Source organism: Brevibacterium sp. LE-L (assembly GCF_050214925.1).
Lineage (GTDB): Bacteria > Actinomycetota > Actinomycetes > Actinomycetales > Brevibacteriaceae > Brevibacterium.
Window position 1 is genome coordinate 166,201 of sequence record NZ_CP189759.1, and the last position, 23,827, is coordinate 190,027.

The following is a 23,827-nucleotide window of genomic DNA, read 5'->3' on the forward strand; positions in this document are numbered from 1 at the left end:
AGGTAACTCGAACCCCTGAGAGCCTCACACCGGAGCAGAGTCGACGGTTCAGCCGAGCGCGGGCTCGACGCGGATCGCCTCGGCGGCGTCGAGGGCGAGTTCGACGCTCTCACCGTCGATGTCCACGCCGATCGAGGACGCCGCTGAGCTGATCGCCGTCACCGTCAGGCGCGTGCCGATGACGATCCCTCGGTCGGTGAGATAGCGCAGCAGCTCGGGAGACCGGTCGGAGACACGGACAACCGAGACCTCGTCCCCGGGGGTGGTCTCCTCCAAACGGCGACTCGGGAACGAAGCGGTGTGCCCGTGCGCATCGGGGATGGGATCGCCATGCGGGTCCCGGTCCGGGTCTCCGAGGGCGGCGTTCATCCGCTCGAGCACGAGGTCGGAGACGGCATGTTCGAGCCGGTCGGCCTCCTCGTGGACCTGGTCCCAGGTCAGTCCGAGGGCTTCGACGAGGTAGGTTTCGACGATCCGGTGGCGTCGGACGATCTCCACGGCGGTCCGCCGCCCCGCGTCGGTCAGGACGATCTGCCCATAGGGTTCGTAGTCGATATAGCCGTCCCGGGCGAGCTTCTTGAGGTTCGCCGATACCGTCGAGGCGGTCACACCGAGCTGTTCGGCCAGATCCGTCGTGGCGGGGCGACCGCCCGGCCATTCGTAGGCCTTCCAGATGAGGGTGACATAGTCCTCGACCATCCGAGTCACTGCAGGGCGCGGCATGATCGTCATTCTACGCACGTGCCTTCGCCCGATCGGTGGGTGCCGCCTCGGCGAGGGCATCACCGCGGGTCCCATCTGAGCTCTCATGCCCGGATCGGCGGAAGGGTGCGGCCAGCGTGGGCAGGATGTGGCGACGGTGAAGGACGAGGAAGACGATCGCTAGTCCCGCCTGAATCGCCGAGAGCACAAAGCGTCCGGACGTGTCCGTGACGAAGAACTGCAGACCGAACAGGCCCGCCAGACCCAGCGCCGGTGCCCAGTGGAAGCGCAGCGCGAGGATGATCGCTACGCCGAGGATGGTCTGCGTGGCCGTGAGCGTGAACTCCTCGACCTGGCGAGGGTCCAGGGGCAGCCCCAACCCGCCCCCGCCGGCGAAGTGCGCGATCGGCAGGGACCCGATCAGCAGACTCCACTGGTTGACCTTCGCGGCGATGAGCGTGCCGATCGCCGCCCCGCCCATCCCGCGCAGGGCGAACATCGCGGCGATGACGAACTCGGGTGCCTCGGAGGCCAGCGGGGCCAGCCATTGGACGAGGAAGTAGCTGTCGATGCCGAGGCTCTCGCCTGAGGCCACGAGCGCCTCGGCGAAGGGTTCGGCGCTGAGCAGGATGATCGCCGCGGAAACGACGAAGAGACAGATCACGGTGGCCCGTCGGCGCCTCGTCGGCATTGCCGCGATGCCGGCGGCGGCACCGACGAATTCGCCTTCCGCGTCTCCGGCGGACCGGCCGGCGCACCAGAGGTAGGCGGCGAAGACGAGCACGAGTCCGATGCCGAACCATATCGGGATGCTGCCGATGAGCGGGATGGCGAAGGCGAGAACACCGAGGATGATGAGGAACCCGATGTCCATCCGGCTGCCGGGCTCGAGTCGCAGCGAGGCCGGTGCGTCGGCGGCCCTGCCCTTGGTCATCCGGCGGGCGGCGAGGAGGGCGATGATGACCACGAGCGGCCAGCCGAAGCCGAGCAGCAGCCGGTTCGATCCGGTCATGTTCGCGGCCGCGAAGTGCAGGTAGTCGGGATCGGAACCGGAACGGAAGGCGTAGAAGAGGTCGACGGCGTATTCGGGGAGGACGGCGATGAGCGCCAGCAGGGCGATCGCCAGGGCTCCCGAGATGTCCTTCTGCACCGCCTCGGCGGCCCAGGCCAGGAGGAAGGCGGCCGCGACGATCGCGGTGCCGAAGGCGAGGAGATCGAGGACGGGGGCCGCCTCGGTGCCGGTGATGCGCAGCACCACGGCGGGTGCGGCGATGAGCAGGCACACCGTGATGCGGCGAAGGAGTGCTGTGGGCATGTCTTCCAGACTTCCCGGCGCGAATCGGGTGTGTCTACGGACAACTGAGACTTAGACGTCTCCAACAATCGCATCGGCCCCCGCGATCCGTCTGATTCTGCGGTTCGCGGGGGCCCGGCAGCAGGGTTCGTGTGCTTGAGATCACCGGTCGGCGGACAGTGCCGCGGCCAGGTATCTCGCCGAGGGGCCCGCCCCGTCGGCGACGATGTCCGCGGGTGTGCCCGCGGCCACCACCCGTCCGCCGTCGTCTCCGGCCCCGGGACCGAGCTCGATGACGTGGTCGGCGACGGCGACGACCCGCATATCGAGCTCGACCATGACGACGGTGTTGCCGGCATCGACGAGTCTCTGCAGGTGAGCGACGAGACGGTCGGCATCGGCGCAGTGCAGCCCCGACGTCGGCTCGTCGAGCACGTAGAGTGTGTCTCCGCGCTGTGAGCGCTGCAGTTCGCTGGCGAGCTTGACCCTTTGGGCTTCGCCGCCTGAGAGTTCGGTTGCGGGTTGGCCGAGGCGCAGATACCCGAGTCCGACGTCGATGAGTGCGGTCAGCGAGCGGAGGATGTCGAATTCGCCGGTGAAGAACTCGTGGGCCTCTTCGACGCTCATGTCGAGGATCTCGGCGACATTGCGTCCGCGCCAGACGATTTCGAGGGTGCTCGATTGGAAGCGGGTTCCGTGGCAGTCCGGGCACTCGGTGTAGACCGAGGGCAGGAAGAGCAGCTCGACCATCACCGAGCCCTCACCTTCGCAGGTCGGGCAGCGGCCGCCGGCGACGTTGAAGGAGAACCGGCCGGGTCTGTAGCCGCGTTCTCGGGCTTCGGGAGTTTCGGAGAAGCGGCGACGCACATGGTCGAACAGGCCCGTGTAGGTCGCAACGTTCGAGCGCGGGGTGCGGCCGATGGGTCTCTGATCGATGCTCACGACCCGACGGATGCCCGTGAGATCGCCGGTGACGCTGCCGCGCAGTTCCTCGGATCCGTCGACGAGCAGCAGCTCGTCGCCCTCGGGTTCGGTTTCGCGAGCCTCGGCGGGAGCACCGAGCCGGTCGCCGACGACCACGGGAAGCACCTGGCTGACCAGGCTGGACTTTCCTGAACCCGAGACACCGGTGACCGCGGTGAGCGCTCCCAGCGGGACCTGAAGGCTCACATCGTCGAGGTTGTTGCGTCGGATGTTCTCCAATCGCATCCAACCCTGCGGTGAGCGGGGTTCGTGCGGGTCCAGTCCGCGATTGCCGAAGACGTACCCCCGAGTCACGGAGTCCTCGATCTCGGCGAGACCGGCCGTGGGGCCGCTGTAGAGGACGTCTCCGCCGCGTTCGCCGGCCCCGGGTCCGATGTCGACGAGCCAGTCGGCGTGCCGCATGATGTCGACGGAATGTTCGACGACGAAGAGACTGTTGCCGCGCGCCTTCAGCCCGTCGAGGATGCCGACAAGAGCGTCGACGTCCTGCGGGTGCAGACCGGCCGAGGGTTCGTCGAGCACGTAGACGACCCCGAAGAGCTCCGAGGTCAGCTGCGTGGCCAGTCGCAGACGCTGCAGCTCCCCTCCGGACAGCGTCGGGGTGGTCCGATCGAGCGAGAGGTATCCGAGTCCGAGATCGCTGATGGGTCGCAGTCGGTCGATGAGACCCTCGCCGAGGCGGACCGTCGTCGCTCGCTTCTCCGCGGAGGGATCTGCCGTGGTCGGATGACGGTCCGCGGCTGGGTCGTCCGATGATGCCTTGGCCGCGGCGACGGCCTCGTTGAGGACGGTCATGAGTTCGTGCAGCGGAAGAGCGGAGAATTCGGCGATGTCGAGCCCGGCGATCGTCACGGACAGGGCTTCGGGTTTGAGCTTCTTGCCGTGGCAGACCGGGCAGGGTCCGGCGGTGAGGAACTCGGCCACCCGCCGTTTCATCGCTGCGCTCTTCGTGTTCGCGAAGGTGTCGAGCACATATTTCCGGGCGCCGACGAACGTTCCCGAGTAGGTCGGTTCGGTGCCCGCGGCGATCGCTTCGCGCGCCTCGGCGAGGGTGAGCCGGGAGTGGACGGGAAGGTGCGGGGTCTCCTCGGTGTAGAGGATCCAGTCGCGGTGCTCGCGCGGCAGGTCCTGCCAGGGCACGTCGACGTCGTAGCCGAGGGCCACGAGCACATCGCGCAGCTGGTGGCCGTGCCAGGCCTTCGGCCAGGACGCGATCGCGCGTTCCCTGATCGTCAGCGTCGGGTCCGGGACCATCCTCTCCTCCGGCACCTCGTAGACGCGGCCGATCCCATGGCATTCGGGGCAGGCGCCTTCGACGGTGTTCGTCGAGAAGTCCTCGGCCAGGAGCATCGGCTCATCGTCCGGGTAGTGGCCAGCCCGTGAGTAGAGCATGCGCACGAGGCTGGAGACGGTCGTGATGCTGCCGACGCTCGAGCGGGCGCTGCGTCCGCCGCGCTGCTGCTGCAGGGCCACGGCCGGCGGCATGCCCGTGATCGAATCGACGTCCGGGACTCCGGCCTGATCGATGAGTCGCCGGGCGTAGGGGGCCACGGATTCGAGGTAGCGGCGTTGGGATTCCGCGTACAGGGTCCCGAAGGCCAAGGAGGATTTGCCCGACCCGGACACTCCGGTGAACACGACGAGTGCGTCCCGGGGCACGCTGAGATCGATATCGCGCAGATTGTGCTCCCTCGCCCCGCGGACCCTTACGTCCGATTGGATCTCGGCTGAGTGCGTCGGATGCGAGTGCGTCGGATCCGAATGCGCGGAGGAGGTCATGACGTCACCGTACCAAGGGCGGAGTCGAACTCGCCGAGGCGGCCACAGACGCGACCGCTGTCCCGGGGATCCCCGGGACAGCGGTCATGCGGGTGCGCCGATCATTCCGCGGGTGCGCCGGCGCTCGGTTCGACCACCTCGGCGGTGTGATCTTCCTGGTCTTCGGGCTTCTTGATGAAGAAGGCGAGGACGACGGACACGAGCGCGATGATCGCGGCCAGCAGGAACGCCGTCTGTGCACCGGGAGCACCGGCCTCGGCCACGGTCCGACCGGCGGCCTGACCGGAGTGCAGGGCCGCGGAGTAGATCGAGATGAGCAGGGCCGTGCCCGCCGCACCCGCGACCTGCTGCAGGGTGTTGAGCGCGGCCGAGCCGTGCGAGTACAGGCGACGGTCGAGCGAACCCAGGGACGCCGAGAACAGCGGTGTGAACGAGGCGGCCAGGCCCACGGACATCCCGGTCTGGACGACGACGAGGACCCAGGTGGGCGTCGCCGGAGTCACGATCGAGTACGAGAACATCGCCACGGCGATGAGGATCGTGCCGGGGACGAGCAGCGTCTTCGGGCCCCGTGCGTCGTAGATGCGACCCATGACGGGACCGAGCAGACCCATGAGGACCGATCCGGGCAGGAGCACGAGTCCCGACTGGGTGGCGTTGAGCCCGGCGACGTTCTGCAGGTACAGCGGCAGCAGGGAGAAGGTGCCGAACATCGCCAGCGCCACCACGGCCATGATGACCACGGAGATGACGTAGTTGCGGGAGTTGAACACGCGCAGGTCGAGCAGGGCGCCGTCGCGGCGCTGCAGGACGAGCTGACGCCACACGAAGAAGCCGAGGAACACGACGCCGCCCCCGATCGCACTCCAGGCCAGACCGGCCGAGGCGCCACCGCCGGAACCGCCGGAGCCGAACTGGCTGAGGCCGAAGACGATGCCGCCGAAGCCCAGCGCGGAGAGCACGATCGAGAGGACGTCGATGGGAGCGTGGGTGGACTCGCCGAGGTTGGTCATCCACTTCGCGCCGAGTCCCAGGGCGACGAGGCCGATCGGCAGGACGATGGCGAAGAGCCAGCGCCAGCCGAGGCTGTCGAGGACGATGCCCGACATCGTCGGTCCGATGGCCGGGGCCAGGGAGATGACGAGGCCGACGCGGCCCATCATGCGGCCGCGCGAATGCGGCGGGACGACGTTCATCATCGTCGTCATCAGCAGCGGCATCATGATGCCCGTACCGCCGGCCTGGACGATGCGGCCGATGAGCAGGAGTGAGAAGCCGGGTGAGACGAGGCAGATGAGGGTGCCTGCGCTGAAGAGGATCATCGCGGCCAGGAAGATCTGGCGCGTAGTGAAGCGCTGGAGCAGGAAGCCGGTGGTCGGGATGACCACGGCCATGGTGAGCATGAAGGCACTCGTCATCCACTGGCCGAGTTCCGGCGGGATGTCGAGGGAGGCGTTGAGCTCGGGGATGGCGATGGCCATCGTGGTCTCATTGAGGATGGCCACGAAGGCGGCCACGAGCAGCAGCCAGATGACCCGCATCCCGGCGGGATCGATGGTCTCCTGCTGCGGGGCCTGCGCGCGTGCGGGTGAGCTGTCGCTGGACAAGACGGTGCTCCGTTCGGATGTATCTGTGGGGCCCTGGATGTGGGCGGAGGCCGCACGCAGATGCCGAATCGGCGCGCAGACGAAAGTAAGAACAGCAACTCAGACTAACGTATTCCCGTTTCCGGCCGATAGTGGGGAGAACCCGAAACCTCAGCGATCTCCGTCACGGCGGGCATCGGTGGCGTCCGGTCCCGCCTCGGCGAGGTCACCGGGATCTGCGATGGCGAGCGAGTTCACCGTCTCTTCGATTCGACGTATCGGATGTTCATTCCGGCGCTGTTAGCGTCGACAGCGGAAGTCACGAGCCCACTTCGGGCACGCCTCCATGTCAATCAGTCGACCGGAGCGAACAGAAGAGAATGACTCTGAAGAACGTCACCACGAAGACCATGACAACCGCGATGATCGCCGGAGCCGCCGTGCTCGGCACCGGATCGATGGCCTCGGCGAGCCCGGAGGCGGAGAAGAAGTTCTCGAGCATCGGAGACTTCCTCAACCACTACAAAGGACAGTCGCCGGCGAACTCCCAGGGCAGGTATCAGGGAGAATGCGTCAGCCTCATCTCCCGGGCGCTCGAAGAGGTCCACGGTGTCGACCACGGCGCGTGGGGCGAGGCCATCGACTACCAGTCCGGCGGCTCCGGCGGGACCAAGATGAAGCAGAATGGCTTCACCTGGCACACGGACCAGAAGTTCGAGAACGGCGACATCCTCGTCTGGGGCACCGGGAACGACACCTCTGCTTACGGCCACATCGGCATCTACTACGAGGGACAGGTGTGGCACCAGAACTTCAACAACAACCGCACCCTGCACACCTATGACGGCCTCATCGACGGCTACCTCGGATATTGGCGAGCCTGAAGCACTCCCGGTCTCAAGGGCCCGGCCCATAACCCGAGTACTCAGCGAACGACGAAGGCTCCGAACCGCAATGGTTCGGAGCCTTCGTGTTACGAGTGCTGTCTCAAAACTACTCGAGTGGAGGTAAGGGGACTCGAACCCCTAACCCTCTGCTTGCAAAGCAGATGCGCTACCAATTGCGCCATACCCCCGAATCGGGCTCTCACCCTCACACCGAGTCGGTGTGTTCGGACCATTCGGCTTGGGCACTCTGATTCAGGTGCCGCCACCGGAAGAACACTCCCAGTCCCACCGCTGTGAGACCGCTGAGAATCCACTTCCTCATGATCCTCCTCGAAAGGAAATCCCCGAACTGGGGACGTGGGCCTACCTGGACTTGAACCAGGGACCTCTTCGTTATCAGCGAAGCGCTCTAACCGCCTGAGCTATAGGCCCTTATCGGGGTGAACCCGAAGTAAAACGATACCCAACCCCTGCCGACAAACACAAATCGGCTTCCAGTGACTCGCCTCACAGCCACACTCCCACCCAGCACTACCCGACGGCGGCCCAGCAACTTGGCGCGAGGTTGCTGGGCCGCCGTCGGGTAGCAAATGGGGTCAGTCGTCGGTGAGGGTGAGGCTGAAGCCACCGGCGATGAGGGATCCGATGTTGTAGATGAACGCAGCCAGGGTCGACAGAGCCGTCATCAGCACGATGTTGATCACGGCGATGATGAACCCGGCGGCCACGACTCGGCCGAAGCCGAAGATGCCGACGATGCGCTCGGCCGACTCGGCGCCGGCGAGTTCGCTCATCGTCGATTCGAGACCACTCATCACACCGGTCGCCTGCAGCACGACCCAGAGGACGATGAAGGCGACGATCGTGGCGATGCCGATGGCCACGGACATCAGGAACGACATCTTCATGACCGACCACGGGTCGACCGCGGAGACGGTGAGGCGGACGGTGCGAGGGCCTTTCTTCTTCTTGCCCTTGCCGCTGTCGACCATGTTCTTCACACCCATCTTCACGCCGCCGGAGCTGGCGCGGACGGTGTTGGAAGCGCTTCCCATCGCCGAGGTGGCTGTGCGGTTTCCGCCGCCCGACCCCTGCGAGCCGGTCGGCTGGGACCCGGCCGGCTGAGACCCGGAGGCCTGGGAGCCGGCCGTGGCCGCCTCCTGGGCGCCGGTGTGCGCGGATGGTCCCGAACCTGTCGAAGGAGCCCTGCCGGGCTTCGGCGAAGCCTTCGGCGCGGGCGGAGCGACGACCGTGGCCTTCTGTGAGGTCTGGTTGGCAGAGCCCTGACCGGACGATGCCGGACCGGACGCCCCCTGACCGGAGCCGCTGCCGGTCGCTTCGGCTGACTTCGCGTCGTTCTTCGACGAACCCGCCGTCAGCCGCGTCGAGCCGCTCGACGTCCGTATGATCTTGCCTGAGCCTGGCTGTTTGCTATCGCTCACTCTTCCACATCCTCGTTGCCGGTCTGAGGCTCTGCGACCTCACCTTCCGGGACTTCGGCATCGTCTTCAACTTCGTCCTCGACCTCGGCCTCGGGACCACGGGTCACTGCGATGATACGGTCTTTCTTGCCCGGTTTCGCAAACACAACACCCATGGTGTTGCGTCCCTTCGCCGGAACTTCATCGATGTTCGACCGAACGATCTTGCCCTTCTCCATGACCACGAGGACCTCTTCGCCTTCTTCGACGATGAGCCCGCCCACCAAGTCTCCGCGCTGTTCGGTGATCTTGGCAACCCGGATTCCCAGACCGCCACGGCCCTGCAGACGGTATTCGTCGACGGGGGTCCGCTTCGCGTATCCGCCTTCGGTGACGACGAAGACGTAGGTGTCGGGTTGGACGACATCCATCGTCAGCAGTTCGTCATCGCCCTTGAACTTCATGCCGGTGACGCCTCCGGTGACTCGGCCCAGGGGACGAATCGACTCGTCGTCGGCAGCGAAGCGAATCGACATGCCCTTGCGCGAGATCATCAGCAGGTGGTCTTCGGAACCGACGATGCGGGCCGAGACCAGCTCATCGGGCTGCCCCTTGTATTCGCGCAGGTTGATGGCGATGACACCGCCGGTGCGGTTCGAGTCGTATTCGCTCAGACGCGTCTTCTTCACGACACCCGAACGGGTGGCGAGGATGAGGAACTCCGCTTCCTCATAGTCGCGGATGGACAGGACCTTCGCGATCGACTCACCCGGCTGCAGCGCGAGCAGGTTCGCCACGTGCTGACCCTTCGCGTCGCGTGAGCCCTCGGGCAGCTCATAGGCTTTGGCCCGGTACACCCGGCCGGTGTTCGTGAAGAACAGCAGCCAATTGTGCGTCGAGGTGACGAAGAACTGTTCGACGACGTCATCACCGCGCAGAGCGGCTCCCTTGATCCCCTTGCCGCCACGGTGCTGAGCGCGGTAGAGGTTCGTCTGCGTCCGCTTCGCGTAGCCTCCGCGGGTGATGGTGACGACGACTTCCTCTTCGGGGATGAGGTCCTCGATGGAGACGTCCCCGTCGAATCCGGCGAGGATCTTCGTGCGCCGGTCATCGCCGTAGCGATCGACGATCTCGTCGAGTTCCTCGGACACGATCTCCCGCTGGCGAGCGGGCGTTTCGAGGATGTGGTTGTACTCGGCGATCAGCTGTTCGATCTTGTCGGCCTCTTCCTGGATCTTCAGGCGTTCCAGGGCGGCCAGGCGGCGCAGCTGCAGGTCGAGGATCGCATTGGCCTGGATCTCGTCGACCTCGAGCAGCTCCATGAGTCCGGTCCGGGCCTCGTCGGAGGACGGGGACCGACGGATGAGGGCGATGACCTCATCGAGGGCGTCGAGCGCCTTGAGGTAGCCGCGCAGGATGTGGGCACGTTCCTCGGCCTTGCGCAGACGGAACTGCGTGCGTCGGACGATGACCTCGATCTGGTGCTTGACCCACAGGCGCAGGAAGGAGTCGATGCTCAGCGTGCGCGGCACGCTGTCGACGAGCGCGAGCATGTTCGCCGAGAAGTTCTCCTGCAGCGAGGTGTGCTTGTAGAGGTTGTTGAGCACGACCTTGGCCACGGCATCGCGTTTGAGCACGATGACCAGGCGCTGGCCGGTGCGGCCCGAGGACTCATCGCGCAGGTCCGCGATGCCTGCGACCTTGCCGTCCTTGACGTAGGAGGCGATCTTCGCGGCCAGAGTGTCCGGGTTGACCATGTACGGCAGCTGGGTGACGACGAGGCAGGTGCGGCCCTGGATCTCTTCGACTTCCACGACGGCGCGCTGAGTGATCGAGCCGCGTCCGGTGCGGTAGGTGTCCTCGATGCCCTTGCGGCCGAGGACCGTCGCACCCATCGGGAAGTCGGGGCCCTTGATGATGCCGAGCAGAGCTTCGAGGGCCTCTTCCTTGCTCGCCTCGGGGTGAGTCAGCAGCCACTGGGCGCCGGCGGCGACCTCACGGAGATTGTGCGGCGGGATGTTCGTGGCCATGCCCACGGCGATGCCGGCGGAACCGTTGACCAGAAGGTTCGGGAACCGGGAGGGCAGAACCATGGGTTCCTGGTTGCGCCCGTCGTAGTTGTCCTGGAAGTCGACGGTGCCCTCTTCGATGTCCCGGACCATCTCCATGGCCAAGGGTGCCATCTTGCACTCGGTGTAACGGGGTGCGGCCGCACCGTCGTCGCCCGGAGAACCGAAGTTGCCCTGGCCGGCAACGAGCGGGTAGCGCATCGTCCACGGCTGCACGAGGCGGACCATGGCATCGTAGATCGCCGTATCACCGTGCGGGTGATACTGACCCATGACGTCGCCGACGACACGGGAGCACTTGGAGAAGTTGCGGTCGGGGCGGTAGCCGCCGTCGAACATCGCGTAGAGCACACGACGGTGGACCGGTTTGAGTCCGTCGCGGACGTCGGGCAGAGCACGACCGACGATCACGCTCATTGCATAATCGAGGTACGACCTCTGCATCTCGAGGTTGAGATCGACCTGCTCGACCCGGTTGATTTCTGTTCCGATATCGTTCTCGTCAGCCAATGTGGGTTCTTCCCTTGTGTCTTAACCGTATGCGACGGCAGTAGGTGAGTTCGTCAGAGTCTGTCTCCGCCGTCTCCGGCGGTGCTGATCAGATGTCGAGGAAGCGGACGTCCTTCGCGTTCTCCTGGATGAAGCGGCGGCGGGAGTCGACGTCATCGCCCATGAGGACCGTGAAGATCTCATCGGCGACGATCGCATCGTCGAGGGAGACCTGCTTGAGCAGACGATGGTCCGGATCCATCGTCGTCTCCCACAGCTCCTCATAGTTCATCTCGCCCAGACCCTTGTAGCGCTGGATGGCGAGGTCCTTGGGCAGTCGCTTGCCTTCGGCCCGTCCGGTCTCGAGCAGACCGTCGCGCTCTTTGTCCGTGTACGCGAACTGGTGAGGCGCGTTCGACCACTTGAGCCGGTAGAGCGGCGGGGTGGCCAGATACACGTAGCCGTGTTCGATGAGAGGCTTCATGTACCGGAAGATCAGGGTCAGCAGCAGGGTCGTGATGTGCTGACCGTCGACATCGGCGTCGGCCATGAGGACGATCTTGTGGTAGCGCAGCTTGTCGAGGTCGAATTCCTCACCGATGCCGGTGCCGAAGGCGGTGATCATCGCCTGGACCTCGTTGTTGCCCAGGGCCCGGTCGAGGCGGGCCTTCTCGACGTTGAGGATCTTACCGCGCAGCGGCAGGATCGCCTGCGTATTCGGGTTGCGTCCCTGGGTCGCGGAGCCGCCGGCGGAGTCACCCTCGACGATGAAGACTTCGGATACGAAAGGGTCCTTCGACTGGCAGTCCTTGAGCTTGCCGGGCATGCCCGAGGACTCGAGGAGTCCCTTGCGTCGGGTGGCCTCACGGGCCTTGCGGGCGGCGAGACGAGCCTGCGAGGCCTGCAGCGCCTTGCGCACGACATCCTTGCCCTGAGCCGGATTCGACTCGAACCAGTGCCCGAGCTCATCGCGGACCACCCGCTGGACGAAGCCCTTGATCTCGGAGTTGCCCAACTTCGTCTTCGTCTGTCCCTCGAACTGCGGATCGGCGAGCTTGACGGAGATGACGGCGGTCAGCCCCTCGCGGATGTCGTCGCCGGTGAGGTTGGGATCCTTCTCGCGGATCAGCTTCTGCTCCCGGGCGTAGTTGTTGACCAGGGAAGTCAGTGCGGTGCGGAAGCCCTCTTCGTGGGTGCCGCCCTCATGAGTGTTGATGACATTGGCGTAGGTGTGGACGGATTCGTTGTAGGCCGTCGTCCACTGCATCGCGATCTCAAGCGAGAGGGTCTGTTCGCCCTCCTCGGCTTCGAAGACGATGACATCGGGGTTGACGAGGTCGACCTTCTTCGACGAGTTGAGGTACTGGACGTAGTCGAGCAGACCGTGCTCGTAGTTGTACGTCACCGAGCGCGGCTTCCACTCGTCGGCCTCGTCTTCGTCGATCTGGACATCCGAGTCGTCGACCTCGTTGTGGCGCTCATCGGTGAGGCTGATCTTCAGCCCCTTGTTGAGGAAGGCCATCTGCTGGAACCGCGCGCGCAGATACTCATAGGAGAAGTCCGTGGTCTCGAAGATCGAGGCATCCGGCCAGAAGGTCACGGTCGTCCCGGTCTCCTCCGTCTCCTCACCGCGCCGCAGCTCACCGGTGGGCACACCGCGGACGAAGTCCATCGACCACGTGTAGCCATCGCGCTTGACCTCGACGGCCAGGCGTTCGGAGAGGGCGTTGACGACCGTCGATCCCACACCGTGGAGACCGCCGGCCACGGCGTAGCCGCCTCCGCCGAACTTGCCGCCGGCGTGGAGGACCGTGAGGATCACCTCGACGGTGGGCTTGTTCTCCGTGGGGTGCATCGCCACCGGCATTCCGCGCCCGTCGTCGGTGACCTGGACGCCGCCGTCAGCGAGGATCGTCACCTCGATATGGTCGCAGTAGCCGGCCATCGCCTCGTCGACCGAGTTGTCGACGATCTCCTGAACGAGGTGGTGGAGACCACGTTCCGAGGTCGAACCGATGTACATGCCGGGTCGTTTCCGGACTGCCTCGAGACCCTCGAGTACCGTGATGTCGCCGGCATCATAATGAGGCTGATCCTCGGTCGTCATGTGACTCCTTGTTCGGATGGTCGCTATCAGCTCCCCATTCTACCGCGCTGTGGGCTGAAATGCCCGTAAGCGGCCTGAGAAGGCGGATTTCCCGAATTTTCGGACCGCAGATGTACCCCCGGACACCTACGGGACCGGCTGTGGCCGTTTAAGGCCCTCTGAGTTCTTCCCAGAAACTGAGCGCCGGCACCGAGTTCCGACGGTCCCGCACAGGAGATCGCCGAGGCGGCTGCGCCCTTTCACCCGAATGTGTCCCGCGGGCCGCGGCCGGCCACCGACCGCCGACCCCGTTTGAAGCTGCGTCCCTGCGGACCCTTGATCTCGATCTCCGTGATCGTGGCCGAACCCAGCCCCTCTTCGAGGCGGCGCAGGATCGTCGGTTTGAGCACGCGCAGCTGAGTCGCCCACGTCGTCGAGTCAGCGGCGATGACGAGCAGCGGCGGTGAGAAGTCGACAGGAGTCGCATGTTGGGCCACCTGCTGGCCGACGAGATCGGGCCACCGCCCCAGGACCTTGCCGATGTCGAGGGAAGAGGACCAGCCGCGGTCGGAGATCAGGGAACCGAGCACGGACGACACCGACTTCGGGTCGCGTCCGTCCTTGCCCGATCCCGAGTACACGACTTCTCCGCGCAGGCGGGATCGGCGCCGGCTGCGGACGAACTTCGCTTCTGTGACCTCCATGCGGCGAACCCGATCGAGCGCTTCGAGGGCAGCGACAGGAGTGGAGAACTCCCGGACGATTCCGCTCATGAGGCGCTCCGGGTCGAGCTCTCGCTCTCTGCCTGGTGCTCACTCGCCGGCGGATTCGCACTCGCCGGCCCGTCGGCGCCGGCGAACAGCCCGGCCTGGTCGATCCGGGTACCTTCGAGTCCTTCGGGCAGATCCGAATCGACGGCGGCGGTGATGAAGACCTGTTCGGCGGCCGTGACTCGCGAGGCCAGGCGGTTGCGCCGGCCCGTGTCGAGCTCGGCGAAGACGTCGTCGAGGACGAGGATCGGCTGTTCGGCGGCGGAGCCGGCATCGGCAGAGAGCAGGTCCCATCCGGCCAGCTGCATGGCCAGGGCCAGCGACCAGGTCTCCCCGTGAGAGGCGTAGCCCTTCGCCGGATGCGAACCGATGCGCAGCGAGAGGTCGTCACGTCCCGGGCCGTGCAGCGTGAGTCCGCGTTCGATCTCCGTGGTGCGTCGCCGGTCGAGTGCCTCCAGCAGCAGCTCTCTGCACTCGGCGGCGGAGCCGGCCTGAGAATAGTCGATGCGCGAATCGTAGGAGATGTGCGCACCTTGGCGTTCGAGCCGCGCGTCAGCGGCGATGTAGGCGAAGTTCTCCTGCAGAGGGGCCACGATGTCGGACAGGATCCGCTGCCGACCGAAGATGAGCTCGGACGCGGAATCGGCATAGGCCATGTTCCAGATGTCCAGAGTCGCCTCGAGGCCGGGATCACGATCTTCGCGCAGTCGCTTCAACAGCGCATTGCGCTGTTTGAGAGCGCGTTCGAAGTCCGTGATGATCGAGGCGAAACGCGGATTGCGCGCCACGACGAGGGTGTCGATCCATGAGCGACGCTCCGCCGGTTCGCCGCGGACCAGGCTGAGGTCCTCGGGGGCGAAGATGACACAGGAGACGAGGCCGAGGATGTCCTTGAGCTTGACCGCGTTCCGATTGACCCGGGCTCGGTTGGCCCCTTTGGCCTGAATGGTGACTTCGACGGTGGCATGCCGCTGTTCCCGTCTGACCAGTGCCGAGACCGTCGCGGCCGGGCGGTCCTCGTGCACCAGTGGGGCGTCGAAGGCCACTCGGTGGGAGCGCTGATGGGCGAGGTACCCGATCGCCTCGACGATATTGGTCTTGCCTGTCCCGTTGTCCGCCACGAAAGTGGTGACTCCGGGAGAGAACTCGAGGTCGAGTTCCGGATACGACCGAAAGTCACGCAGGGAGAGTCGGGATATCCACATTCAGATCCGCGTGGGCATGAGCAGGTAGCGATACGACTCGTCGGCGGGGCCGTCGAGTTCCTTCTGCCCGGAGATGATGACCGGCTTCATCGGCTGGGTGAAGGAGAAGTTCACATAGGGGCTCTCGACCGCTGCGAGCCCCTCGGCGATGTAGTGCGGGTTGAAGCCGACCGTGATCTCCTCGCCCTGGAGAGTCGCTTCGACGGCTTCTGAAGCCTGCGCATCGTCACCGGTGCCGGCATGGAGGGTGAGCATTCCGTCGGTGGCTTCGAATCGCAACGGGGTGTTGCGCTCAGCCACGAGAGAGACACGACGGACGGCCTCGCGCAGCACAGCGGTCTCGACGATGGCATGGATCGGCACCGAGTCCGGGAACAGTGACCGGACCTTCGGGTATTCGCCCTCGACGAGCAGTGATGTCGTGACTCGCCCGGCCGAGGTGAACGAGATGAGGTCCTTGCCCGCATCGGTGCTCAGACCGATGGTGACATCGCCGCCGAGGGATTTCGAGACATCGGAGAGTGTGCGCCCGCGCAGCAGTGCCACGGCGGAGACATCGGGGCGACCAGGGTGCCAGGTGAACTCGCGGACAGCCAGACGGTACCGGTCGGTGGCGAGCAGAGTGACCTTCTCGCCCTCGATCTCAACGCGGACGCTGGTGAGGATCGGCAGGGTGTCGTCCTTCGAGGTCGCGATCGTGACCTGGGAGACGGCGTTCTGGAACTCGCCTGCGGACACGGTTCCGGAGTCTTCGGGAACCTGCGGCAGTGCCGGGTATTCGGCCACGGGCATGGTCATCAGCGAGAAGCGCGAGGAGCCGCAGGTGACGTCGACCTTCGCATCGATCTGTTCGAGGGTGACCTCTTGATTCGGCAGAGCCTTGGAGATGTCGGCGAGCAGTCGTCCGGATACGAGCACGGTTCCGGCGGAGGCGACATCGGCGGCGATCTCGACACGGGAGGAGACTTCGTAGTCGAAGACGGCCAGACGGACGGTGCCACCGGCTTCGGCAGTGATGAGGATGCCTGTGAGGACCGGAGCGGAAGGACGGTTGGGCAGAGTCTTGGTCGCCCAGGTCACCGCGTCGGCGAGTACATCGCGATTGACTTTGAACTTCAAGGGGGATGCTTCCGCGTTCACTTTACTCCTTCGGGGTGGCCACCCGACCTGCTCAGGGCATCTGGCACAAGACTCTGGGTTGCACGGCACAGGCTCGATACTGCTCGGAAAACTTTACACAGCCTATCGGATGAATGACCACCTCAGCAGAGGCGATCAGGAGGGCTGCAGCGAAAGTGCACGTGGGAGTGCCGAAAAGGGCTCAGAAGAGGGTGAATCTCGGATCCGAGAACTGGCTGAGATCCTGTGTTCGAATATTCTCCGGCTCGTCATCCCGTTGAACCCGAGCTCCGGAGCTCGGTGCTCACCGAGCGAAGCAGTCGGTGGCGGTCGCCCTCTTAAGAGTTGAATTCACTTGGTAGAAGTATCAGCACCTGTGGAGACTGTGGACAAGTGCTGCTTACCCCCTAGTAGTCAAGGGAACGAGCCGCTTATGGACCTGTGGATGCCTTGTGCACCGCGACGAGGGCGTCGGTGGGCGCTTGGGTAAACACAAGCATGTAGTTCACATCTTTCCACTCAGGCAGCTGGTCTGTCCACCGGTCTGTCCCCAGCTGTGAGCAATTGTCCCCAGGGTTATCCACAGATGTGCATACCGCGTTCTATAGGCGGTGCTGTTGTTTAATGCGGTTTGTGAGTTCAGTGACCTGCGTGTAGACGGCTCGTCTTTCGGCCATCTGAGTTCGAATCTTCTTGTTCGCGTGCATAACGGTGGTGTGGTCGCGTCCGCCGAAGGCCTGACCGATCTTCGGCAGGGACAGATCGGTGAGCTCCCGGCACAGGTACATCGCGATCTGTCGGGCCGTGGTCAGGGTGCGGGAACGCGAAGTACCGCACAGGTCGTCGAGCGTGAGGCTGAAGTAGGCAGCGGTCTGACCCATGATGTCGGCGGCAGTCACCGCAGGAGTGTCGTCCTGGGTGATGAAGTCCTTGAGGACGGTCGCGGCCAGGGAGACATCGATCTGCTGGTCGTTGAGGTTCGCGAACGCGGTGACGCGGATGAGTGCCCCTTCGAGTTCGCGGATGTTCGAGGACACACGGGAGGCGATGTATTCGAGGACATCGTCGGGGACATCGAGGTGTTCGGCGGCGGCTTTGCGCCGCAGAATCGCGAACCGGGTCTCCATATCCGGCGGCTGCACGTCGGTGAGCAGGCCCCATTCGAAGCGGGAGCGCAGCCGCTCCTCGAACCCTTTGAGCATCTTCGGCGGCTGGTCGGAGGTGATGACGACCTGCTTGGCCTCATTGTGTAGAGCATTGAAGGTATGGAAGAACTCTTCGACCGTCGCATCCTTGCCCTGCAGGAACTGGATGTCGTCGATCATGAGGATGTCGACTTCGCGATACCGACGCTGGAAGGCCGGGCGCAGCGCGTTCGAGGTCTTCGACGAACCGATCGTGTTGATGAAGTCGTTGACGAACTCTTCGCTCGAGACGTACTTGACGCGGATCTCAGGGAAGAGCTGAGTCGCGTAGTAGCCGATCGCGTGGAGCAGGTGGGTCTTGCCGAGTCCCGAATCCCCATAGATGAACAGAGGATTGTAGGCCTTGGCAGGAGCTTCGGCGACGGCGAAGGCCGCAGCATGGGCGAAGCGGTTCGAAGCACCGATGACGAAGGTGTCGAAGGTGTACTTCGGGTTGAGCTGGGCGACGCCGGGAGCATCGACGGGCGGGACCATGGGGGCGGCGGTCGCCTCGGCGATCTTGAGTTCGCGCTCGGTCATCCCCTGCGTCGACCGTGCCTGGTGTATCTGCGGCATCTGCGGTGCGGCAGGTGCCTGGTGGCCGGTCGGGTGACCGAAATCCTGCCCGGCGGGTGCCGGCGCCAGGGAGGGGGCAGCCTCGGTGCGCGGTGATTCCGGATTCGGCTGCTGAGCGTCGGGCATCGGCCGCTGGTCCTGGACCGGGGCGGGAGCTCCCGTCGCCGAGGTGGAGGTGACCGGATCGATGGGAACCTGAGGTCCCGGGGTCGGTTCCCCGATGAGATCTTCGAAGCGGATCGGCACGTCGAGTTCGGGATCGACGACGAAGCCGAAAGTCACGTCGAAGCCGAGAACCTTGGAGAACTCCCTGGTCAGAGGACCGAGAAGTCGAGTCTCGATGGTGCGGCGGGTGTGTTCGTCGCGCACGGCGAGGAGAACGAGCGCATTGTCCACGAGGGCTTTGGGCACAGCGAGGGAGAGGAATCCCTTCTGATGCGCCGTGAGTTCCGGGTCCTGATCCAGGGTTGAGACCACCGTGCGCCAGCGGCTGATGAGCTCATTCTTGGAGTTCGACACCGTCAATCTTCCTCAACTTTCAAAATATTCGTTCTCGGCGTGATCCACACCTGTGCATGACTTCCACATAGTTTTCCACAGATTGTGGACTCGTGCTGGCTCAGGCCAGTGAATCTCCACACTCGTGGATAAGCTTGTGGAAAACTACATGGGTGTGACTTGTGGACGAGGTCGGATGGCGCGGATGTGAACCGTGATGAATTTTCGCCGAGCGTGATGTGAAACATGGGAGCCGCGTTTGACCGTCTGGTTGCGGCCTCGCTAAGATGGAGTGTCCTGTGTACCGGGCTTCATCCGATTATCCTGATCATCTTTTGGCTCTTATGCACAGGAGTGCTCGGCGGTCGAGACTCTCACCGCCGTTTTTTGTGAGAACGCACCGGCGTTCACCCGCAACCTAGAATCGGAGACTGAAGTGAGCAAGCGTACATTCCAGCCCAATAACCGTAAGCGCGCCAAGAAGCACGGCTTCCGTCTGCGCATGCGTACCCGTGCAGGCCGTTCGATCCTGGCCGCACGTCGTCGCAAGGGACGTTCCGAACTTTCGGCCTGAGTGTGCTTGACGCGGCGCACCGGATCCGCAGCAGCGAGGACTTCAGACGAGTCTTCAGAGCCGGTGTCCGGGTGCGCTCAGAGCATCTCATGGCGCACTGCCTGAGAGGCACCGATGATACCCACGCTCCTCGCGTGGGTTTCATCGTATCCAAGGCCGTGGGCAACGCCGTGGTGCGCAACCGCACGAAGCGGCGTCTGCGCGAGATCATGCGCCCGCGTCTGGGCGAACTGAGAGCCGGAGAGCTGTTCGTGCTCCGGGCGCTGCCGCACGCGGCCGACGCGGAGTTCTCGGTCCTCGAGGCTGAGGTCGATCAGCTGTTGGCCAAGGCACAGAAGAAGCTGGAACATCGTGGACGCCGAGCATGATCTGAAACATGTCTCCGAGGTGCCCGGCCGTCCGTCCGGCTTCTGGCCGACGGTGGGGTGGATCGTCCGGATCGGGCCGCGCATGCCGTTCGTCTGGTTCATCCGGGCCTATCGGATCGTGGTCTCACCTCTGTACGGCCAAGTATGCCGCTACTATCCCAGCTGTTCCATGTACGGCCTCGAGGCCTTCGAGATACACGGAGTTCTCAAGGGACTGGTGTTAACTGGATGGCGCATACTGCGATGCAACCCGTGGTCCCACGGCGGAGTCGACCACGTGCCGGGTTCGGCGCGGGAGGCCAGATCGAAGACCATTCACGGCGGCGAGGCCCGCAGCTGAAGAACACAGACCACATAGGTCCCCGCAAACACGCGGATCGGCGGACTGGCTCGGGGCGCGTCGAGCGTGTCGCGCCAACCGATGAACAATGGCAAAATGAACGATCGTGACGAATCGTTGTAACGAGGAGAACTGAATGGGATGGATCGACAACCTGCTCTACCCGCTGCAGTGGGTAGTGGCATGGATCCTTGCGATCTTTCATGAGATCTTTACTGCTGTCGGCCTGCCCGCAGACAACGGCTGGACCTGGGTGCTGTCGATCGCCGGACTGACCGTGGTCATCCGCGCTCTGCTCATCCCTCTCTTCGTCTACCAGATCAAGTCGCAGCGCAAGATGCAGCTCCTGCAGCCGGAGATCCAGCGCCTCCAGGCGAAGTACAAGGGCAAGAAGGACCAGTACTCGCGTCAGGCCATGGCCGAAGAGCAGATGGCGCTGTTCCGCGACAACAAGACCAGCCCATGGGCGTCATGTCTGCCGCTTCTCGTGCAGATGCCGATCTTCTTCTCGCTCTTCCGCGTCATCCGCAACATGCCGGACGTCGCGAACGGGTCGATGGACGCTATCGGCGGTTTCACACGGGATCTCGCGGTTCAGGCCGAGAGCTCCTCGGTCTTCGGCATTCACCTCTCCGCTGTGTTCACCGATCCGGGAGTCTCGGTCAAGCTCCTCACCGGTGTCCTCATCGTCATCATGGCCGGCACGATGTTCATCACGCAGAAGCAGATGATGGCGAAGAACATGTCGGAGTCCGCTATGGCGAACCCGATGATGCAGTCGCAGAAGATGCTTCTCTACGTCATGCCGCTGGTCTTCGGCTTCGGCGGTATCTACTTCCCGCTCGGTGTTCTCATCTACTGGCTGGTCTCGAACTCCTGGACGATGGCCCAGCAGCACATGGTCATCCGCAATATGCCCGCACCCGGTTCGAAAGCCGAGAAGGAGATGCTTGAGCGCAAGGCTCGCAAGGGCAAGACTGTGAAGCAGGAAGAGATCCAGGGCCAGACCGCCACCGAGGAGGCCGCGAAGAAGAGTGGCCAACGGCAGCAGCCCGTGAGCAAGAACCGCAAGAAGAACAAGAAGCGCTGAGGACACGAACATGACCGAAGAGAAGATCGACGAGACCTCCGAGCAGACAGCTGAGGAGACCTCGACCAAGCCGAGCCGTGCCGAGCTCCTCGAAGAAGAGGGTGAGATCGCCGCGGACTACCTCGAAGAGCTTCTGGATCTTGCCGATATCGACGGAGATATCGATATCGATGTCGCCGACGGTCGTGCACAGCTGTCGATCGTCTGCGAGGACGACGAGGATTCGAACCTGAAGACCCTCGTGGGCAAGGAAGGGCGCACCCTCGGAGCTCTGCAGGAGCTGTCCCGACTGACCGTGCAGACGCAGACCGGTCAGCGGTCTTGGCTGATGCTCGACATCGACGGCTACCGCAACAGCAGGCGCGATGAGCTCATCAAGAAGGCGAATCGTGCCTTCGACGAGGTCAAGGACGGCGGCGAGGAGTTCGCCTTCAAACCGATGAACAGCTTCGAACGCAAGATCATTCACGACCAGGCGGCACGTGCCGGTCTGGTGTCGGAATCCGAGGGCGAAGGCGACGGTCGTCATGTCGTCGTCCGGCTCGCCGATGACTGATCTGCCTGAGACCGGCAGCGAACTGCCCGAGATCGAAACGCCGCCTGTCGGCACCGAGGAGTACTTCGGTGCGACATTCCCCGCGGCTCAGCGCTACGCCGAACATCTGGCGACCACCGGCATCGAATGGGGTCTCATCGGACCTCGTGAGGTCGATCGACTGTGGACTCGTCACATCCTCAACTGCGCCGTCGTCGCCGAATACGTCGGTGAGAGCGACGTCGTCGGTGATGTCGGCAGCGGAGCCGGCCTGCCCGGGATCCCGATTGCACTGCTGCGTCCCGACGCGAAGATCGTCCTCATCGAACCGATGGAACGACGCGTCGAATGGCTGAGCATGGTCGTCGATGATCTGGGTCTGGAGAATGTCCGGATCGTCCGCGCCCGTGTCGAGGAGCTCGTCGACGAGGAGATGTTCACCGTCGTCACAGCACGAGCGGTCAAGGCGATGACGACACTCATCGAATGGACGCGTGAAGTGATCAGCCCCGGAGGCCGTATCCTGGCGCTCAAGGGAGCCTCGGTCGAGGGCGAGCTGGTCAAAGCGAAGAAACTGATCAAGCGATATCGGCTCTCGCAGCCGAAGATCCACGTCGTCGATGGCGGCGGCATTCTCGAGGTCCCGAGTCGTGTCGTCGAGATCGTGAAGAAATAGTACGAAGTAGAGTTGGTCTAGGCTGGATGAGAGCCTTGTGAAACCGATGGATGATGGAGTGCGCCCTATGCCGATCATGGATGAGTCGTCTCCCATTGGTGCCGCGATTGCACGGGACAACCGGCGTGCGGATCGACTGTCGCAGACAACCTTTCCACGGCCGGATGACACCCGCATCTTCACGATCGCGAACCAGAAGGGCGGCGTCGGGAAGACCACGACGGCGGTGAACATCGCAGCGGCGCTGGCCAACCAGGGCCTCAACGTCCTGCTCATCGACATCGATCCGCAGGGCAATGCGAGTACGGCTCTGGGAATCGATCATTATTCCGAGGTCACGAGCATCTACGACGTACTCATCGACGATGTCCCGATGCGTCAGGCCGTGGCTCAGTGCCCGGATTTCGACACACTCACATGCGTGCCTGCCACCATCGATCTCGCCGGAGCCGAGATCGAGTTGGTCTCATTGGTCGCTCGCGAGCAGCGACTGCAGCGGTCTCTGGGCATCTATCTCAGCGAAGAGGAAGCCGCCGGGAACCGGTTCGATTACGTCATCATCGATTGCCCGCCGAGCCTCGGTCTGCTCACTGTCAACGCCTTTGTTGCCGCTCGCGAGGTTCTCATCCCGATTCAGTGCGAATACTACGCACTCGAGGGCCTGAGCCAGCTGCTGAAGAACATCCAGCTCATCCAGAAGCACCTCAATCCGGCGTTGGCGATCTCAACGATTCTGCTCACGATGTATGACGGGCGGACGAACCTCAGCGCACAGGTCGCCGAGGATGTCCGCACTCACTTCCCGGAACAGGTTCTCGGTACGGCGATTCCGCGTTCAGTGCGGATCTCGGAGGCTCCGAGCTACGGGCAGACCGTGATCTCATATGATCCACATTCGAGCGGTGCACTCTCGTACCGAGAGGCCGCAGAAGAAATCGCGAATCGAGGAGTAAGTCGTGGCTGAACGCAAGAAGAGGGGCCTGGGACGCGGCCTCGGAGCACTGATCCCCGACGCGAACTCCAGTGATCGTCCAGTCGATGTCTTCTTCTCCGGCGGGAATGGCGAAGACGGCAAGAGTGAGGGTGAACAGAAGACCTCCCGGACCGCTCGTACCGATCCTGCTGCTTCGATGCAGTCCTCACGCCGTCGCAAACCCAAGGCCGGATCTGCAGTGAAGACGGAGAACGAAGGGAAATCGTCGGACTCGGCCTCGGCGAAGTCGTCGACAGCGAAGACAGCGAAATCATCGACCGCGAGTACCTCTCCGAAGACGACGATGAAGACGGCTGCGAAGACGACGGCGTCCAAGAGTGCTGGTGCGACTGGCTCATCGTCGAAAACAGCTGCAGGTAAGACGTCCAGTGGAAAGCCAGCGCGCTCGAGCTCGACGACGAAGTCGACCGGCGGCACGAAATCGACGAAGACCGCTGCGGGGGCGACCAAGTCGGCATCCGGTACTCGAAGCACGACGTCGCCTTCCACAACCGCTGCTGCGTCTTCCAACGCCGCTTCTGCACCAAAGACAACTACTGCAGCGGACAAGGCTGATACTCCAGCGGGGAAGGCCAATACTGCCGCAGACAAGTCCACAGCG

The 23,827-nt window shown here is 64.1% G+C and carries 20 protein-coding genes and 2 tRNA genes; 8 read left to right on the forward strand and 14 right to left on the reverse strand.

The genetic code is table 11. The features are described 5' to 3' along the window. Positions 1-48: 48 nt before the first annotated feature. The 4 genes from ACQE2J_RS00745 to ACQE2J_RS00760 all read right to left on the reverse strand — a co-directional run bounded on the left by ACQE2J_RS00745 (position 49) and on the right by ACQE2J_RS00760 (position 6,300). Positions 49-723 carry a metal-dependent transcriptional regulator gene (locus ACQE2J_RS00745; protein WP_426936893.1) on the reverse strand — a complete coding sequence of 225 codons (675 nt, stop codon included), beginning with the start codon at positions 721-723 and terminating at the stop codon, positions 49-51. Positions 724-733: 10 nt separating this feature from the next. Further along, a complete protein-coding gene (locus ACQE2J_RS00750; RefSeq protein WP_426936894.1) occupies positions 734-2,017 on the reverse strand; it encodes a sodium:proton exchanger in 1,284 nt (427 codons plus the stop codon). Between the two features lie 141 nt (positions 2,018-2,158). Continuing rightward, complete coding sequence (locus ACQE2J_RS00755) at positions 2,159-4,759, reverse strand: excinuclease ABC subunit A (RefSeq protein WP_426936895.1); 2,601 nt, start codon at positions 4,757-4,759, stop codon at positions 2,159-2,161. 101 nt (positions 4,760-4,860) lie between these two features. After that, entirely contained in the window at positions 4,861-6,300 is a 1,440-nt protein-coding gene (locus ACQE2J_RS00760) for a DHA2 family efflux MFS transporter permease subunit (protein ID WP_426937535.1), read from the reverse strand. A gap of 425 nt (positions 6,301-6,725) precedes the next feature. On the opposite strand from ACQE2J_RS00760, the gene ACQE2J_RS00765 reads away from it, so the two are divergent. Further along, positions 6,726-7,229 carry a CHAP domain-containing protein gene (locus tag ACQE2J_RS00765; protein ID WP_135537698.1) on the forward strand — a complete coding sequence of 168 codons (504 nt, stop codon included), beginning with the start codon at positions 6,726-6,728 and terminating at the stop codon, positions 7,227-7,229. Between the two features lie 118 nt (positions 7,230-7,347). Here the strand turns inward: ACQE2J_RS00765 and ACQE2J_RS00770 are convergent. The 9 genes from ACQE2J_RS00770 to dnaA form a co-directional block, all read right to left on the reverse strand. Beyond that, positions 7,348-7,420: transfer RNA gene (locus ACQE2J_RS00770), tRNA-Ala, on the reverse strand. Between the two features lie 170 nt (positions 7,421-7,590). After that, positions 7,591-7,664: transfer RNA gene (locus tag ACQE2J_RS00775), tRNA-Ile, on the reverse strand. Positions 7,665-7,828: 164 nt separating this feature from the next. Then, entirely contained in the window at positions 7,829-8,674 is an 846-nt protein-coding gene (locus ACQE2J_RS00780) for a DUF3566 domain-containing protein (protein WP_240689565.1), read from the reverse strand. Next, the gene (gene gyrA / locus ACQE2J_RS00785) at positions 8,671-11,232 is read right to left on the reverse strand and encodes a DNA gyrase subunit A (RefSeq protein WP_135537699.1); all 2,562 of its coding nucleotides are present in this window, start codon (positions 11,230-11,232) and stop codon (positions 8,671-8,673) included. Before gyrA ends, ACQE2J_RS00780 begins: the two co-directional genes overlap by 4 nt. Before the next feature lie 88 nt (positions 11,233-11,320). Beyond that, positions 11,321-13,318, reverse strand: coding sequence for a DNA topoisomerase (ATP-hydrolyzing) subunit B (gene gyrB / locus ACQE2J_RS00790; RefSeq protein WP_135537700.1), 1,998 nt, complete (start codon positions 13,316-13,318; stop codon positions 11,321-11,323). A gap of 239 nt (positions 13,319-13,557) precedes the next feature. Then, positions 13,558-14,070, reverse strand: coding sequence for a DUF721 domain-containing protein (locus ACQE2J_RS00795; protein ID WP_425119097.1), 513 nt, complete (start codon positions 14,068-14,070; stop codon positions 13,558-13,560). Then, on the reverse strand, positions 14,067-15,272 hold the full coding sequence (gene recF, locus ACQE2J_RS00800) for a DNA replication/repair protein RecF (protein WP_135537702.1): 1,206 nt from the start codon (positions 15,270-15,272) through the stop codon (positions 14,067-14,069). Before recF ends, ACQE2J_RS00795 begins: the two co-directional genes overlap by 4 nt. Next, positions 15,273-16,412: a DNA polymerase III subunit beta gene (dnaN, locus tag ACQE2J_RS00805; RefSeq protein ID WP_426936896.1), complete on the reverse strand. Its 1,140-nt coding sequence runs from the start codon at positions 16,410-16,412 to the stop codon at positions 15,273-15,275. A gap of 581 nt (positions 16,413-16,993) precedes the next feature. Next, the gene (gene dnaA / locus ACQE2J_RS00810) at positions 16,994-18,670 is read right to left on the reverse strand and encodes a chromosomal replication initiator protein DnaA (RefSeq protein ID WP_426936897.1); all 1,677 of its coding nucleotides are present in this window, start codon (positions 18,668-18,670) and stop codon (positions 16,994-16,996) included. A gap of 415 nt (positions 18,671-19,085) precedes the next feature. On the opposite strand from dnaA, the gene rpmH reads away from it, so the two are divergent. From rpmH to ACQE2J_RS00845, 7 genes are all read left to right on the forward strand, one after another. Continuing rightward, entirely contained in the window at positions 19,086-19,223 is a 138-nt protein-coding gene (gene rpmH, locus ACQE2J_RS00815) for a 50S ribosomal protein L34 (RefSeq protein ID WP_135537704.1), read from the forward strand. Between the two features lie 2 nt (positions 19,224-19,225). After that, positions 19,226-19,591: a ribonuclease P protein component gene (rnpA, locus tag ACQE2J_RS00820; RefSeq protein ID WP_135537705.1), complete on the forward strand. Its 366-nt coding sequence runs from the start codon at positions 19,226-19,228 to the stop codon at positions 19,589-19,591. Next, positions 19,575-19,931, forward strand: coding sequence for a membrane protein insertion efficiency factor YidD (gene yidD / locus ACQE2J_RS00825; RefSeq protein WP_426936898.1), 357 nt, complete (start codon positions 19,575-19,577; stop codon positions 19,929-19,931). Before rnpA ends, yidD begins: the two co-directional genes overlap by 17 nt. Before the next feature lie 136 nt (positions 19,932-20,067). Then, positions 20,068-21,021 (forward strand): membrane protein insertase YidC, encoded by a 954-nt coding sequence (yidC, locus tag ACQE2J_RS00830; RefSeq protein ID WP_135537706.1) that lies wholly within the window; start codon positions 20,068-20,070, stop codon positions 21,019-21,021. 10 nt (positions 21,022-21,031) lie between these two features. Then, the gene (locus ACQE2J_RS00835; RefSeq protein ID WP_135537707.1) at positions 21,032-21,577 is read left to right on the forward strand and encodes a protein jag; all 546 of its coding nucleotides are present in this window, start codon (positions 21,032-21,034) and stop codon (positions 21,575-21,577) included. Continuing rightward, complete coding sequence (gene rsmG, locus ACQE2J_RS00840; RefSeq protein ID WP_426936899.1) at positions 21,570-22,232, forward strand: 16S rRNA (guanine(527)-N(7))-methyltransferase RsmG; 663 nt, start codon at positions 21,570-21,572, stop codon at positions 22,230-22,232. The genes ACQE2J_RS00835 and rsmG overlap by 8 nt, the downstream gene beginning before the upstream one ends. Before the next feature lie 67 nt (positions 22,233-22,299). After that, complete coding sequence (locus ACQE2J_RS00845; RefSeq protein ID WP_426936900.1) at positions 22,300-23,196, forward strand: ParA family protein; 897 nt, start codon at positions 22,300-22,302, stop codon at positions 23,194-23,196. Here the strand turns inward: ACQE2J_RS00845 and ACQE2J_RS00850 are convergent. Then, positions 23,113-23,775, reverse strand: coding sequence for a hypothetical protein (locus ACQE2J_RS00850; RefSeq protein ID WP_426936901.1), 663 nt, complete (start codon positions 23,773-23,775; stop codon positions 23,113-23,115). The two genes, ACQE2J_RS00845 and ACQE2J_RS00850, sit on opposite strands and share 84 nt — an antisense overlap. Positions 23,776-23,827 lie beyond the last annotated feature (52 nt).